The 14345-nt window shown below is 42.9% G+C and carries 14 protein-coding genes; 11 read left to right on the top strand and 3 right to left on the bottom strand.

The features are described 5' to 3' along the window. Positions 1-87: 87 nt before the first annotated feature. The 7 genes from E7X56_RS09800 (at position 88) to E7X56_RS09830 (ending at position 6480) form a co-directional block, all read left to right on the top strand. Complete coding sequence (locus E7X56_RS09800) at positions 88-783, top strand: energy-coupling factor ABC transporter permease (protein ID WP_135606580.1); 696 nt, start codon at positions 88-90, stop codon at positions 781-783. Beyond that, on the top strand, positions 780-1082 hold the full coding sequence (locus tag E7X56_RS09805) for an energy-coupling factor ABC transporter substrate-binding protein (protein ID WP_135606581.1): 303 nt from the start codon (positions 780-782) through the stop codon (positions 1080-1082). Before E7X56_RS09800 ends, E7X56_RS09805 begins: the two co-directional genes overlap by 4 nt. 116 nt (positions 1083-1198) lie before the next feature. Next, positions 1199-1981, top strand: a complete 783-nt coding sequence (cbiQ, locus tag E7X56_RS09810; RefSeq protein WP_135606582.1) for a cobalt ECF transporter T component CbiQ — start codon at positions 1199-1201, stop codon at positions 1979-1981. Between the two features lie 17 nt (positions 1982-1998). Beyond that, complete coding sequence (locus tag E7X56_RS09815) at positions 1999-3324, top strand: energy-coupling factor ABC transporter ATP-binding protein (RefSeq protein WP_135606583.1); 1326 nt, start codon at positions 1999-2001, stop codon at positions 3322-3324. 149 nt (positions 3325-3473) lie between these two features. Then, positions 3474-3962 (top strand): HPP family protein, encoded by a 489-nt coding sequence (locus E7X56_RS09820; protein WP_244603483.1) that lies wholly within the window; start codon positions 3474-3476, stop codon positions 3960-3962. Then, a complete protein-coding gene (locus E7X56_RS09825; RefSeq protein ID WP_135606584.1) occupies positions 3962-5134 on the top strand; it encodes a cation:proton antiporter in 1173 nt (390 codons plus the stop codon). The genes E7X56_RS09820 and E7X56_RS09825 overlap by 1 nt, the downstream gene beginning before the upstream one ends. A 50-nt stretch (positions 5135-5184) precedes the next feature. Then, complete coding sequence (locus E7X56_RS09830) at positions 5185-6480, top strand: PAS domain-containing protein (RefSeq protein ID WP_135606585.1); 1296 nt, start codon at positions 5185-5187, stop codon at positions 6478-6480. Positions 6481-6538: 58 nt separating this feature from the next. On the opposite strand, the gene E7X56_RS12230 is transcribed toward E7X56_RS09830, so the two are convergent. Both E7X56_RS12230 and E7X56_RS09840 read right to left on the bottom strand, forming a co-directional pair. Beyond that, the gene (locus E7X56_RS12230; protein ID WP_256360059.1) at positions 6539-6673 is read right to left on the bottom strand and encodes a hypothetical protein; all 135 of its coding nucleotides are present in this window, start codon (positions 6671-6673) and stop codon (positions 6539-6541) included. A gap of 236 nt (positions 6674-6909) precedes the next feature. Beyond that, entirely contained in the window at positions 6910-7101 is a 192-nt protein-coding gene (locus tag E7X56_RS09840; RefSeq protein WP_244603484.1) for a pyridoxamine 5'-phosphate oxidase family protein, read from the bottom strand. A gap of 284 nt (positions 7102-7385) precedes the next feature. Between E7X56_RS09840 and E7X56_RS09845 the strand changes: the two genes are divergently transcribed. Continuing rightward, positions 7386-10064, top strand: coding sequence for a cation-transporting P-type ATPase (locus E7X56_RS09845; protein WP_135606587.1), 2679 nt, complete (start codon positions 7386-7388; stop codon positions 10062-10064). A gap of 80 nt (positions 10065-10144) precedes the next feature. Next, positions 10145-10288, top strand: coding sequence for a hypothetical protein (locus E7X56_RS11820; protein ID WP_167879511.1), 144 nt, complete (start codon positions 10145-10147; stop codon positions 10286-10288). Between the two features lie 109 nt (positions 10289-10397). On the opposite strand, the gene E7X56_RS09850 is transcribed toward E7X56_RS11820, so the two are convergent. Continuing rightward, the gene (locus tag E7X56_RS09850) at positions 10398-11177 is read right to left on the bottom strand and encodes an ATPase domain-containing protein (RefSeq protein ID WP_135606588.1); all 780 of its coding nucleotides are present in this window, start codon (positions 11175-11177) and stop codon (positions 10398-10400) included. Positions 11178-11715: 538 nt separating this feature from the next. Between E7X56_RS09850 and E7X56_RS09855 the strand changes: the two genes are divergently transcribed. Then, positions 11716-13659 carry an S-layer protein domain-containing protein gene (locus E7X56_RS09855; protein WP_135606589.1) on the top strand — a complete coding sequence of 648 codons (1944 nt, stop codon included), beginning with the start codon at positions 11716-11718 and terminating at the stop codon, positions 13657-13659. 129 nt (positions 13660-13788) lie between these two features. Continuing rightward, the gene (locus tag E7X56_RS09860) at positions 13789-14328 is read left to right on the top strand and encodes a hypothetical protein (RefSeq protein ID WP_135606590.1); all 540 of its coding nucleotides are present in this window, start codon (positions 13789-13791) and stop codon (positions 14326-14328) included. The last annotated feature ends 17 nt before the right edge of the window (positions 14329-14345 follow it).

The following is a 14345-nucleotide window of genomic DNA, read 5'->3' on the forward strand; positions in this document are numbered from 1 at the left end:
GAATATCCAAATCAAGTAATATTGATTTAGGTATATTCATCTAGCTAGATATATAAATCATTATAAATCAGGAATGGAGTAATAAAAATGCATATATTTGAGGGATTTTTACCATCACCATGGTGGCAACTGTGGTTTGTGTTCTCTATACCAATAATATTCTTTGGTATATACAGGTTGAACAAACTTGTATCTGAAAAGCGCGAACTATTGCCTTTACTGGCAGTAGCGGGAGCATTCATCTTTGTACTTTCATCTTTGAAAATGCCATCTGTTACGGGTAGTTCTTCACACCCAACAGGAACAGGAATGGCAGCTATTCTTTTCGGTCCTGCAATTGCAGCTGTACTGAGTACAATAGTACTGCTTTACCAGGCAATTTTCCTTGCACACGGCGGTCTTACAACACTTGGTGCAAATGTTGCATCAATGGGGATCATTGGTCCGGTTGCAGCATATATTATCTATAAGGTAGGTATGAAAGCGAACATCAACTTCTATGTGGTCGTATTCCTCGCTGCTACATTCGCAGACTGGATAACTTATGTCGTAACATCTGTTGAGCTTGCTTTAGCTTTCCCGGCAGAGGTTGGTGGAGTTGCAGCGTCACTGAAAGCGTTCATGCTGGTATTCGCAACAACACAGGTTCCTCTGGCTATCATGGAGGGTGCATTAACAGCTCTTATCTTCAAGTACGTGATACAGGTAAAGAGCGATGCACTTTTACAACTCAATGTTATTTCAGAATCAGTCCTTGATAAAATAAAGGGGGCTAGCCAATGAAAGGTGAAGCAATATTTGCAGTGATAGCAATTTTATTCGTAGCATCATTCTTCTATGGAATGGCAGCAAACCCGGACTCCGAGTTTGGTGGTGCTGACGGTCAGGCAGAAGATGTCATCGCTGAGATAACAGACGGTCAATACGAAGAATGGACCACTGATTCATGGGTCAACTCTGTAAAGTTCGAACCTCCTGGAGGAGAAACCGAGAGTCTTCTCTTTGCACTTCAGGCTGCTATCGGCGCAATCGTTCTGGGTTACTTCTTCGGATATTACAAAGGCAAACAACAGTCTGAATAAGATTGTTTATCTCTATGGTGATCCTTATTAAGGATCACCTTTTTCTATTCTTTTTCCTAATGATGTTTAATTACGTAATAAACGAAATAAAATGAAATTAACGGTGTGAACATAATATGACGAACATTCTTGATGATTATGCTCTGGTGAGTCCGTTAAGGTATCGAAACAACTGGCTTAAACTCACTATCATTACTTTTGGTCTGTTAATGGGTGTTTCTTCACAATCCTTCATCTTACCTTTTACTGTAGCTTTTTGCATGAGCTTTGCAACAGTTCATTTCGGAAAGATCCCTGTCGGATTTTACCTGAAGCTTCTGTCTGCTCCAGCTGTTTTTGTGATCTTAAGTGTTATCATCATAGCATTTTTCTTTGGTTCCGGAACTGAGCTTTTCGGATTTAATGTTTTTAGTTACAGATTTGGTATAAACACAGGTGGACTTGATATGGCATTGCTGGTATTTTCAAGGACACTTAGCGGTATGTCATGTCTGTTCTTCCTTGCACTGACAACACCTATGGTAGAGTTGTTTTCAGTTCTAAAGGCTACAAAGTTGCCTGATTCCTTAATTGAGCTATCCATGATGATGTATCGTTACATCTTTGTTTTTCTTGAGGTTGCATGGGGTATCAGATATGCACAGTCCGTAAGGCTTGGATATAAGGACTGGAGAACTTCCCTTAATTCACTTGCTATGCTTGCAACAACCCTTTTCATAAGATCATGGGAGCAGGGAGAGAAGATCTTCATTTCCATGAGTGCACGTTGCTATGATGGAAGAATACTCTTCTTTGAGGAAAAAAGGCCCGTCAGGGCAACTGAATTGATACTCACAGGTACCTACTTTTCCGCGATCCTGGTGTTATGGTATCTGACCAATGATATTTCTATATTTTAAAGGTCTCGGAGGTAAAAATGATGATATTGGAAACAAAAGGCTTGAAGTATTCCTACCAGGATGGGACCCAGGCTATAAAAGGCGTTGATGTAAAGATCAAAAAAGGTAAGAAAATAGCTTTTGTCGGAAAGAACGGTTCCGGCAAATCAACTCTTTTCATGCTGTTGAACGGTACCCTTAAACCTAAAGAAGGCGCGGTATATTTCCATGGCAAACCCATGGAATACGATGCAAAGTCCCTGCGTGAGGTACGAAAAAGTGTGGGTATTGTTTTCCAGAACTCGGATGACCAGATATTTGCCCCTACAGTCTATCAGGATGTAGGTTTTGGTCCCACTAACCTCGGTTATTCTAAAGAGGAAGTTGAAGAGAAAGTAGAGCAGACTCTCGAATATATCGGTATAACCGAATTCAAGGATAAACCACCCCACCATTTGAGTGGAGGACAGAAAAAAAGGGTTGCTATTGCAGGTGTCTGTTCAATGGACCCCGAGATTATGATCCTTGACGAACCATTAGCGAACCTCGATCCTGTAGGTGCGGATGAGATCCTTGACTTGCTGAATGAATTAAATCACAATGGTACCACCCTGATAATTTCAACTCATGATGTGGAACTTGCCTATAGCTGGGCAGATTATGTATATTTCATGACAGAGGGTAACGTAATAGGCGAAGGTCTGCCTGAAGATGTTTTCAGAGACGCTGATCTTCTGAGGAAATCATATCTAAGACAGCCTCGCACACTGGAGATATATAGCGAACTTGAAAGAAGGAACCTTGCAGTTCGTAACAGGTTCCCAACAAGTGTTCCTGAACTGGTAAATTCATTCAAGCCTCCTGAACTTATGTGGATAGAAGTATCACCCGATGTAAAAGAAGGTGATATCATCAATCTTGGTGTCATGCACGGAGAATATGCTATCAGCAGTCCTTATGAGGCAGTCAATGCAAAGGTCTTGCATATCCATCCGGATGGACATGCTATTGCAGAAATGACAAGGCATGGTATCAAGTCCGGCGGTATTGTGATCTATGATACTGACAGGTATGACGAGGCATCTTTCCGTAAAGTTGTCGCTGAAGAAGACATCGACAATATCGGTGCAATGGGTAAAAAGAGCAAGACACTTGCTGAAAATAACCTCATCGACCTTCAGATAACTTCCGGTGTGATCGATAAATCCATACTGATGGCGCTTTGTGGTAAGAGATCTCTGATAATGACATCCGGTGGAATGGTAGAGCATGCTGTAAAACGTATCGACGGATATGCTGAGAACAGTGGAATAGCCATTCAACTATCTCTTGCAAATATTGAAAGGGATGAACTGGACCTTTAAGGTCCCTTTCATCTTTTATCTTCTATTTTTTTCATAATTTTGGTTCGGTTGTAGCGGTAGCTTTACGGATACATGTAATATTTGTAGGATGAAAGGAATAATTTACATGGGTATTTCCCACGCATTATAGCTTGAAGGGGGGGAAAGCTGTGACAGATGCTGGAAATGAAGATTGTATACAATGTGGTCGATCTTTTTCTGAAAGTTGTAACGAGAAATTGATAGAACAGGTTATGACAAAGGATGTTGTAACAATCCATGAGAATGATCCATTAGACAAGATCTTGGATATTTTCAGCAAACATCATTTTCATACATATCCTGTGGTGAATGACAATAATGACCTTGTGGGCATAATTAATCAGGATGTGATGCTTCGTATTCTTCTTGTGCAGAGAACCCCGAGACTGGATCACACGCATCATGCTGCAGTGGTAGCTCAGGGGGAGACTGCAAAGAACATAATGATACCTCATCCGGTATCGATGTCTTCAGGTGAGTCCCTTTGTGAAGCAGCTGACATGATGCTAAAGCACAAGATGGACCGTGTATGTGTTGTTGATGGCGGGAAGCTTGTAGGTATCATGTGCAAGCCTGATATCCTCAACGAGATCTACGAGTTAAGAGGGTCCGAGTAATGGAAGTTCTCTTCTATATACTGCTGATTCTTCTTCTGGCAAAGGTCTTTGGTGAACTGTTCGAAAGAGTGGGCTTTCCTTCCATTCTCGGTGAATTGCTTTCCGGTGTGGTGCTTGGGACATTTTTGATACATCAGGAATCAGAGATCATCACATTCCTTGCTGAAATGGGAGCTATTTTCCTTTTGTTTACGGCAGGCTATAAGGAAGTACATCTTCGCGATCTGAGGGAATCGTCCAAAAAAGCATCAATAGCCAGTGTATCCCAGATATTAGTGGCCTTTTCTGCCGGCTTCCTGCTGGGTATGTATTTCCAGTTCAGCACTTTTGAGAGTATCTTCATGGGAGTGGCATTCAGTCCTACCAGCATTGGGGTGGTTGTCAGGACACTGATAGATATGGATTACCTGTCAAGCAAACCCGGTTCCATGATGCTGAGCTCATCGATATTAGATGATATCATCGGTATCTTCCTTCTCTCTATTGTAGTTACCATGGCAACATATGACCAGTTTCCCTCTGCTGTGCAAATATTGTTCATTTTGTCAAAGATAGTTGCTTTTGTGGCAATAATGCTCATTTTCAGAGTAAAGTTCTTCCCTACGCTTTTTGCCTATGTTCATAAAATGCATGTCAAGGAGTCCATTTTTGCATTTGTGATAATGGTGGCTCTTTTTTCTGCCTACCTTGCGGAGGTCTTTGGCCTGCATGCTGTGATAGGAGCATTCATTGGAGGGGTAATGATCTCGGATATCTCCCATGCAAAGATCGAGCATGTGCAAAGTAAGGTGACAGGAGTTGCATACGGTCTTTTCGTACCGATATTTTTTGCGTTCATAGGGCTGTCCGTAAATATTGCCACTTTGCAAACGGTTGGTCTGTTCTCTGTAGCTGTAGTCCTGCTGGCTCTTGCCGGCAAGTTGATCGGAGGGTTTGCAGGAGGTCGACTTATCGGGTTTGACAATTACGACAGCCTGATATTCGGGGTAGGTGTAATGCCAAGGGCAGGAGTGGAGCTGGTGCTGATATCTATTGGAAAGGAACTGGGTGTCATAGGCGATGAGATATTTTCAGCCATTGTCCTGATGGTTGCAGTGTCCATTTTCATATCACCTGTACTTTTGAAAATGGCGATACAGTCTAAAGAGAGAACAAAATCGATCAATACTTAAGCTCATCAGACAATAAGAAATTGAAAGTGTTAATCTAATGGGGGCAATCTATGGGATCTAATATATCAGTTAAAAATGATGACAATGGTTCTGAAAGTGTATTGGGTAAAGTACTGGACAGAAAAGAGGTACTTGAAAAAATAATAGATAACAGTCCTGTCATTGCCTTTCTCTGGAAGGCAGAGGACACCTCCGAGGAAAAATGGCCGGTCGAATATGTTTCAGGCAACGTAAGTCTTCTTGGTTACACAGTAGAGGACTTTATTTCCGGTCGCCTCCTTTATGCTGATATAGTCTATCCTGATGATCTGAAGATGGTGGGAGAAGCCCTGAGACAACGTTGCAGGCAAGGGGGAGATTTTTTTGACCAGGAATACAGGATAATTTTAAAGTCCGGTGATGTGCGCTGGGTTGATGAGAGAACCTATATACAGCGGAATGATGCCGGAAACGTGACACATTATCAGGGTACTATTTTTGATATAACAGAACAGAAGAACAATGATCTGGCCTTTGATGAAGCAGTGAGGAAACAGAGGTATCTGGAAGATATCATCAACAATAGCTCTACGATGGTATTCCTGTGGAGGGTGGAGGAGTTCTGGCCTGCCGATTATGCTTCTGAGAATGTTTCAAAGCTTGGTTATTCTGCTGAGGATTTCGTACTTGGACGCATTGTTTATGGTGACCTGATCCATTCCGATGATTATGAGATGGTCAAGGATACACTTGCAAAGAAATGTGAGGATGGCAGTGATAACTATACTCAGGAATATCGTGTGATAACAAAAGATGGGAAGTTATTGTGGGTAGATGAGAAGACCTTCATTCTTAGGGACAAGGCTGGAAATGTAACTCACTTCCAGGGAATTGTTCAGGACATCACAAAGCAGAAAGAAAGCGAGATAGCATTGAAGGTTGCACTGGAAAAGCAGGCTGAGCTGCTGGACAGGAAAAAAGCACTTGAGACGATCGTTAACCACAGCCCGGTGGTCGCTTTCCTCTGGAGAACGGATCTTGAGGATGAAAAAGAGCTCTGGCCTGTTGAATTCGTTTCAGATAACATAACCCAGTTCGGATATACTGTTGATGATTTCCTATCGGGAGATTTCCTTTATGGTAACATAATCAATCCTGAGGACCTGCCTGAGGTACAGATGGAACTTTCGGACATCTGCAGGGAAGGTGGCAAGGTCTTCGTCAAGGAATACAGGATAAGAACAAAGTCGGGGGGAGAGAGATGGGTGGAAGAGCAGACGTTCGTCCAGCGCAACGATGAAGGTGTTGTGACCAATTATCAGGGTGTTATCCAGGATATTACGGAACGCAAGGAGAAAGGCTGCTAACTGAAAGATCCAAAGGCAAAAAGAGATAGCAGATATTTAAAAGGTGAAAAGGGCGAAGTCAGTAATCGACTTCGTACCTGAATCCGAACTCTACATTATAATCAAGGAAGAAAGCTTTTGTTGGTTCGACCTTTACTATCCTGTTATCCGGTTTCTCTGGCATATCTGCTGCAAATGGGAATTTTTCTACCATTAACTGGAAAAACGTCTGTATTTCAGCTTCATCTGTAACAAAAGGGATCTCTTCAACATCGTGTGGGTAACTAAATTTATTTACATCTACCTTTCAAGCGTCATGGAATTCAAAGAACTAATGCAAATCGCAATCGAATGAGCAAAAATACCACATCACAATTAAAGGATTGTACAGGGAGATGATCTATAATTGCGAATATTTGCTTGCAGGACGTTAAAATTACCCACTCGATGTTAATGAGAACCAACAAAAGATGCTTTCCCTTCCATCTGTATACCTGTTATCTTGAACACATCAAGACTGTCTTCATCTACAGTGAATGCAACTGAAGGGTTCTTTTCGATATTCTGGTATTTTCTTGTGTTCTTGCCTGTTCCAAAGTAAACAACAGGTCCTGCGGAGACAAAACCCATGCTGTGAACCATTGGTTTTCCTTCAGGACTGACAGTAGCAAGATTCAGGTATGGATGACTTTTCAGGTATATTTAGCTATGCGCTCTTTGGTCCCTGAATCACATTGACATTGCATTTTGGTTCCTCCTATAATAATGATCCATCAAATTTCATCAATGGTAGTAAAAAATGGCATGTTAAGTTATTTAGCGTTACCTAAAGATATTTGGAGAGTAGCGGTCATAGATGTTAGCTATTACTCTGGGCAAATTAAGAAATACTATTGTAACATATTTTATTCTGAGTGGGTGTCCTGATGGAGTATGAAAATGCTGATATTGATTCTGTTCTTGCGGACCTGAAAACTTCAAGAGAGGGACTTTCAGAAGAGGAGGCAGCAAACAGGCTGCTTGAATCTGGTTTTAATGAACTTGAAGAAAAGACAAAAGTAACTCCTCTCAAGGTCCTGTTGAGACAGTTTTCAAATTTCATTGTGTGGGTACTCCTGGCAGCAGCTATTATCTCATTAACAATAGATGAGGTTGTGAACTTCTGGGTAATTGTGGCCATCATAGCTTTTGTTGTAATTCTGGGATTTGTCCAGGAGTTCAAGGCCGAGAAAGCCATGGAAGCTCTCAAGAAAATGGTTCAGCCGGTAACCCATGTTGTAAGGGGAGGGGTTGTGATCGAGATCCCTACAAGAAATGTTGTTGTAGGGGACATAATGGTTCTGGAAACCGGTGATAAGATTGCAGCTGATGGCTTTATTTTTGAGATCCAGGGTATGAAGGTGGATGAATCCGCGATAACCGGCGAGAGCATGTCTGTGAAAAAAGGAACAGGCGATCTGATCTTTTCAGGAACACAGATAGTTCATGGAAAATGCAGGGCGATCGTCACAGCGGTGGGCATGCAGAGCAGGCTTGGAATGATCGCAGGCATGATACAGGAGAACGAGGTCAGGACACCTCTTCAGGAAAAAATAGCCGACCTTGCCAGAAGTCTTGCTATTATTGCCCTTATTGCATCAGCTCTCACTTTCATGCTTGGTTACTTTACCGGTGCACCCACTGAAGAGATGCTGATAATAGCTCTTGCACTGGCAGTAGCAGCGGTTCCTGAAGGTCTGCCACTGACCATGACGATCACGCTGGCATATGGTATGCACCGAATGGCAAAACATAATGCAATAGTCAGGAAGATGCTGGGTGTCGAGACCCTGGGTTCCACAACAGTGATATGTACCGATAAGACCGGAACTCTGACAAAGAACGAGATGACAGTTCAGAAAATATATGCTGGTGATGAGTTCTTTGATCTTACCGGTGTAGGATACGACCCGGAGGGTTCCCTGTTAAAAGATGGCGAAGATGTGGAGGTGGAGAATAACCACACTCTTGGTATGCTGCTAAAGGCAGCAGCATTATGCAATAATTCCTCGATGGTCCAGAGACAGGGCAGATGGGATGTGGTAGGAGATCCTACGGAAGTATCATTGATAGTTGCAGCTTCAAAAGCCGATATCTGGAAAGATGACCTTGATGCTGAGTATGAAAAACTACATGAGATCATGTTCACTTCCGAGAGGAAGTTAATGACGACGATCCATAAGACCGATGAAGGCAGGATAGCTTTCTGTAAAGGTGCACCGGAATTTGTCCTTGAAAAATGTGTTTCCATTGAAAGGGACGATGGTGTCCATGAACTGAACGATGATGATGTGGGCAGGATAGTGCAGCAAAACACCGAGCTTGCACGTTCTGCATATCGCGTACTTGGAATATCATACAGGAACCTTCCTGAAGGGTTACCTGTAGAAGGATCCGAAAACGAGTTGACATTCCTGGGACTGGTGGCCATGATAGATCCTGAAAGAAGGGAAGCAAAGGATGCGATAGCCCTTTGCAGACAGGCAGGCATCAGGGTCGTGATGATAACCGGGGATAATGAGGAAACTGCAAAGGCTATCGGGAAGAAGATCGGTCTGTCTGCTGATTATGATGGTCCTGTGGACCGGATGGATGATAAGCTCAAACGTATCATCGGTGATGCTGCTATAACAGGAAGCGAGCTCCTGTCCCTTGATGATGAGGAATTTGATTCTGTTGTTGAAGGTGTCAGTATCTATGCAAGGGTCATGCCTGAACAAAAGCTCAGGATCGTGCAGGCGCTGCAGAACCGGGGTCATGTTGTTGCAATGACCGGGGATGGTGTCAACGATGCACCGGCACTAAAGAAAGCTGATATCGGTATCTCCATGGGAATTAAAGGTACTGATGTTGCAAAAGAGTCCAGCCTGATGGTCCTGCAGGATGATAATTTCGAGACCATCGTGGAAGCTGTAAAACGCGGTCGTGGTATTTATGAGAACATCGAAAAGTTCACAACCTACCTTGTCTCAAGGAACTTTACCGAAGTAATTCTCATAATGCTGGGAATAACCCTTCTGGGATTTGACCTGATACCACTTCTGGCGTTACAGATATTGTTCATCAATATGTTCGATGAGATCATGCCTGCAATAGCACTTGGGCTTGATCCGGTAAGGGATGAAGTGATGTATGAAAAACCCCGCAAGCCAGGGGAGAGGATACTCAAAAAGAGAAACCTGTTACTGGTGGTCAGTATTGCCTCGATCATGGGTCTGATGTGCTTCCTTGTATTCTTGTTCTCCGATCCTGTGGGTAACATCGAAAGAGCACGTACCATGACCTTTGCAACCATCGTAAGTATGATACTTTTCATTCCATTCGTGTTCAGGTCACTGACAAGGTCAGCTTTTAGTGTTGGTCTTTTCACTAACAAACTGATGCTTGTAGGTGTCGCCAGCACATTCCTGCTGACACTGACGGTGATGTATGTTCCATATCTTGGGAATGTATTCGAGCTTGTAGCTCTGGGTCCGGCCGAATGGATAGTTCCTATCTCCGCAGCTTTTGCAACACTCTTTATTGCTGAAGCGATAAAGAAAATACTGGCAAGCAGTGGAATATGAATCAGAGTAAACCTAATATATAGCTCTGGTCAATATAAAACAGGCTTAATAAAAATTAGAATCTGGATCGGTGAAGTAAAATGAACTACAGATGTCCATTGTGTGAAGGAAGGATGAATCGCTGGAGATATCCTACTATCAAAAGACATGACAATTTTGGTCGTGTGCTTGTGATATATAAGTGTATAGAATGTGGGAACGAAGAGACCTATCCTGATCTCTGATACTTTTGCTTTTTGTAGGTTTTTCAGGCATCTTAAAAAGTATCCTTCAAGATGCCCGAGTTCTTTCTTTAATTATTCTTTATACTATTACAGTGCCCGGATAAGTTTTTCAGAATGAGGCATACACTTCTTCGTGTGGGTGTATCACAAAACCTTCTGAAGTAATATCATATGGGTGTAGCTTCTTGCTGTGGTCTGAACCACGCATCTTGAATACCTCAATAGTGCGGGTGCGGACCGTTTCACGCATGTCGTAATGAAGCACGAAGGTCCCGTCTGTTACGAAGGTCTCCACACCGAACCTTGCCGGCTCCTTTTCATTGATGATCTCACATGTCATCAGTGAGGTCAGTCCGATAACTTCCAGGGTCGTACTGAGCTTGAGGAGTTCCACACGGATCTTTGCAGGGTCGTGCAGGTAGAAACTGATAGAAGTCGTAGAGTCGATAAGAGCTCTTTTTGCATCGATCTCTTCCTGGGTGGAAATTATCTGGTCCATCATGGAACGAGTGTCAAAAGGCCTGACATCGACATATTTCTCCTGTGAGGGGATGCCGATCTTGGTGGAACATGCATCAATGATGACAAGTTTGCCTTCATCTTCCAGTGCCTGAAGGTCCCATCCGAATTTCAGTACGTTCTCCCTGATCTGTTCCGGTCTTTCTTCTGTTGCGACGATAATACCGTTCTCACCGTATTTTGTAATACCATTATATATGTACTGGACGGAAAAGTTCGTCTTTCCTGCACCGGATGTACCTGATACAAGGTATGAACGGTCGCGGATAAGTCCTCCCCCACAAAGTTCATCAAATCCGGGGATACCGGTCTTGACCCTGTTCATTTCATCTTCCATTGATATTTCTTCAGAGGCTGACCCTTCGAACATTTATCTTTTCACTCCTCATTATATTATTGTGCACCTGGTTTGAGGCTATTATCTGCAAAACATGGGACACATCTGAATAATTAACGATTATTAGTAATTATATGATACAACAGGTTTCACTGTTATTATTATAATAATTAACACGCTGTACATATAAATTTATTGAAGATAGCTGGATATTGGGAGCATTGATCATCATAACAAAAAGAATGATGTGGACAAAATCGACAATCTACGAATTATATCATGTGATTTGTGAAGATTTTATATTAAATCCCCCGTATTATCTTCGACATTCACCGTTATTTGCATCGATATTTACCTTTGCATTACGATAAATACTCTTAAAGAGACCACAAAAGCTTTAAAAGCCAATTAACTTAATAGTCAGTTGTAATCCAATATGACGGGATTAAGAGGGTGATGATGCTCCTTCGGCAATGGACGAAACTTCGTGCGTTGTTTGGAGGAATGATACACGTTAATACGTTTATCTTGATTCTCACTCTTGATATATTTAAAATAATGGAGGAAAATAATGAAAGGCTTTTTAGCAATCGCAATGGCTGCTCTTATGGTACTGAGCTTTGTATCAGTAGCAAGTGCAGAACCTGTTGAAGTGCGTGGAGAAGTTACAGATCTCGCAACCTTCACATGGGATGCCAACAACTTTGCTGGCTTCTGGATAGACATTGACACCGGTGAATTCTCTGAGACACTGGAATTGACCAACACCGCTGGTGACATTCTTGATGGTGACCTTGTTTACACAGCAGTAGGAATCCCTGCTCAGGAACCAGAATTTGAATTCACCGTAGCTGTAGACGACGCAACTCTCTACGAGTACACCAAGGTCGGCTTCCTCGCAGAGGAATACTTCGCAGTTGACGGTGATGTAGCAACACTCTCCAAGGTTCTCCTGGATGACGACACAAGCTACACTCTTAGAACCGGCGAATCCCTTGAGCTTGAAGAAGGCTATGCAGTCACTCCAAAGCAGATCGATGTTGATGGTAACAAGGTCTGGCTCGAGATCACCAAAGATGGTGACTTCGTCGAAGACAAGATTCTCACCACAAACGTTGATGAGGCATATGAAAAGACCTGGTACTACGAGATGGAACTCAATGACATCGAAGATGTTGCTGTAGTTATGATCCATGTCGATCAGGTATTCCAGGGACAGGTTGACAGTCTCTGTATTATCGATGGTATCTTCCAGATCTCTGATGACCCAACGGTCATTGAAGATGATGATGAGTTCGGAGAGCTTACTGTAACCTCAGTTGATCCTGCAATCGTTATGATCAATGACGACAATGAGCTTGACATGCCAGATGACGACACCCTTGCAATCACTGACACCCTTGGTATTGCTGCAAACGAAGACACAACACTCTGGTATCTCTACACCGAGTACACAGAGCCTGGAACCTATGAGATTCGTGGTGAACTCACAGATCTCGCAACTTTCACATGGGATGCCAACAACTTTGCTGGCTTCTGGTTAGACATTGACACCGGAGAGTTCTCCGAGACAGTGACCCTTATCAACACCGCTGGTGACATTCTTGATGGTGACCTTGTTTACACAGCAGTAGGAATCCCTGCTCAGGAACCAGAATTTGAATTCACCGTAGCTGTAGACGACGCAACTCTCTACGAGTACACCAAGGTCGGCTTCCTTGCAGAGGAATACTTCGCAGTTGACGACGATGTAGCAACACTCTCCAAGGTTCTCCTGGATGACGACACAAGCTACACTCTTAGAACCGGCGAATCCCTTGAGCTTGAAGAAGGCTATGCAGTCACTCCAAAGCAGATCGATGTTGATGGTAACAAGGTCTGGCTCGAGATCACCAAAGATGGTGACTTTGTCGAAGACAAGATTCTCACCACAAATGTTGATGAGGCATATGAAAAGACCTGGTACTACGAGATGGAACTCAATGACATCGAAGATGTTGCTGTAGTTATGATCCATGTCGATCAGGTATTCCAGGGACAGGTTGACAGTCTCTGTGTTATCGATGGTATCTTCCAGATCTCTGATGACCCACTGGTCATTGAAGATGATGATGAGTTTGGAGAGCTTACTGTAACCTCAGTTGATCCTGCAATCGTTATGATCAATGACGACAATGAGCTTGACATGCCAGATGACGACACTCTTGCAATCACTGACGAGCTTGGTATTGCTGGAAATGAAGACACAACACTCTGGTATCTCTACACCGAGAAGACCATCGAAGGTGACATGGATGAAGAGCCTGTTGATGAAGTCGAAGAGCCAGTCGAAGAGCCTGTTGACGAGAATGTAACAGAGCCTGTTGACGAGAATGTAACAGAGCCTGTTGACGAGAATGTAACAGAGCCAGTCGATGAAGTTGAAGAACCAGTCGATGAACCAGTACCTGGTTTTGAAGCAGTCTTCGCAATTGCAGGTCTCCTTGCAGTAGCATACTTCGTCAGAAGGAACTAAATAACTAAAATCTAAGAAGGGTGCAAACCCTTCTAACATTTCTTTTTTTTGTCTGGTTTTTCGATAAATTAAAATACCTCTAAGCTTATTGTATCTCATTCTAATTTTAGAAAAATGAGGTCTTTAAGAATGAATATGAAGGTATTGATGATCCCGGTTATTGCATTACTACTTGTTGCAATGTCTGGATGTACAGATCCGGCTGAGCCGGAAGGTCCCATAACAACTGCTAACCTTAGTGTTGATGGGGTAGTGCTTGAGAATGTTCCTGAAGGTTTCGAATACCTTGGTGCCCGCTCTCTTGAAGTCGAATATGTAAAGACAGACTATGCGAATGTCTCCGGTATCGTCCAAGCTTCTGAAGGCATATACCAGCTTGATTCTGTGGATTATTTCATTGTGGCCATAGAGCTGGAAAGTAGTGAGGCTGCAGAACAGTTCATAACCACCTACAAAGATGGTTTCCCGGATCTGGTAGTTGAGGGGTTCGTAGAAGAATCATTCAATGATCATAATGCAACGCTTGTAACAAAGCACATTACACGAAATGGTGAACAGGTCCCACGTTATCACTATGTATGGACCAATGAGAACTTCGTGTTCCTTGTCAAAGGCAACACTAATGACAACACAACAGTATTGGATCTTGCCAAAGCGACCGGATTCTGATCTGGTCCCTTTTTAAA

The sequence above is a fragment of the Methanococcoides sp. NM1 genome, from assembly GCF_900774285.1.
GTDB classification, from domain to species: Archaea; Halobacteriota; Methanosarcinia; order Methanosarcinales; family Methanosarcinaceae; genus Methanococcoides; species Methanococcoides vulcani.

What these genes read in the sequence shown, in the direction of transcription:
- E7X56_RS09840 (WP_244603484.1), bottom strand. Translation starts at nt 7,101, where the DNA reads ATGGTTCACAGCATGGGTTTTGTCTCCGCAGGACCTGTTGTTTACTTT.
- E7X56_RS09860 (WP_135606590.1), top strand. Translation starts at nt 13,789, where the DNA reads ATGAATATGAAGGTATTGATGATCCCGGTTATTGCATTACTACTTGTT.
- E7X56_RS09830 (WP_135606585.1), top strand. Translation starts at nt 5,185, where the DNA reads ATGGGATCTAATATATCAGTTAAAAATGATGACAATGGTTCTGAAAGT.
- E7X56_RS09805 (WP_135606581.1), top strand. Translation starts at nt 780, where the DNA reads ATGAAAGGTGAAGCAATATTTGCAGTGATAGCAATTTTATTCGTAGCA.
- E7X56_RS09845 (WP_135606587.1), top strand. Translation starts at nt 7,386, where the DNA reads ATGGAGTATGAAAATGCTGATATTGATTCTGTTCTTGCGGACCTGAAA.
- E7X56_RS09850 (WP_135606588.1), bottom strand. Translation starts at nt 11,177, where the DNA reads ATGTTCGAAGGGTCAGCCTCTGAAGAAATATCAATGGAAGATGAAATG.
- cbiQ (WP_135606582.1), top strand. Translation starts at nt 1,199, where the DNA reads ATGACGAACATTCTTGATGATTATGCTCTGGTGAGTCCGTTAAGGTAT.
- E7X56_RS09800 (WP_135606580.1), top strand. Translation starts at nt 88, where the DNA reads ATGCATATATTTGAGGGATTTTTACCATCACCATGGTGGCAACTGTGG.
- E7X56_RS09855 (WP_135606589.1), top strand. Translation starts at nt 11,716, where the DNA reads ATGAAAGGCTTTTTAGCAATCGCAATGGCTGCTCTTATGGTACTGAGC.
- E7X56_RS09825 (WP_135606584.1), top strand. Translation starts at nt 3,962, where the DNA reads ATGGAAGTTCTCTTCTATATACTGCTGATTCTTCTTCTGGCAAAGGTC.
- E7X56_RS09815 (WP_135606583.1), top strand. Translation starts at nt 1,999, where the DNA reads ATGATGATATTGGAAACAAAAGGCTTGAAGTATTCCTACCAGGATGGG.
- E7X56_RS11820 (WP_167879511.1), top strand. Translation starts at nt 10,145, where the DNA reads ATGAACTACAGATGTCCATTGTGTGAAGGAAGGATGAATCGCTGGAGA.
- E7X56_RS12230 (WP_256360059.1), bottom strand. Translation starts at nt 6,673, where the DNA reads ATGGTAGAAAAATTCCCATTTGCAGCAGATATGCCAGAGAAACCGGAT.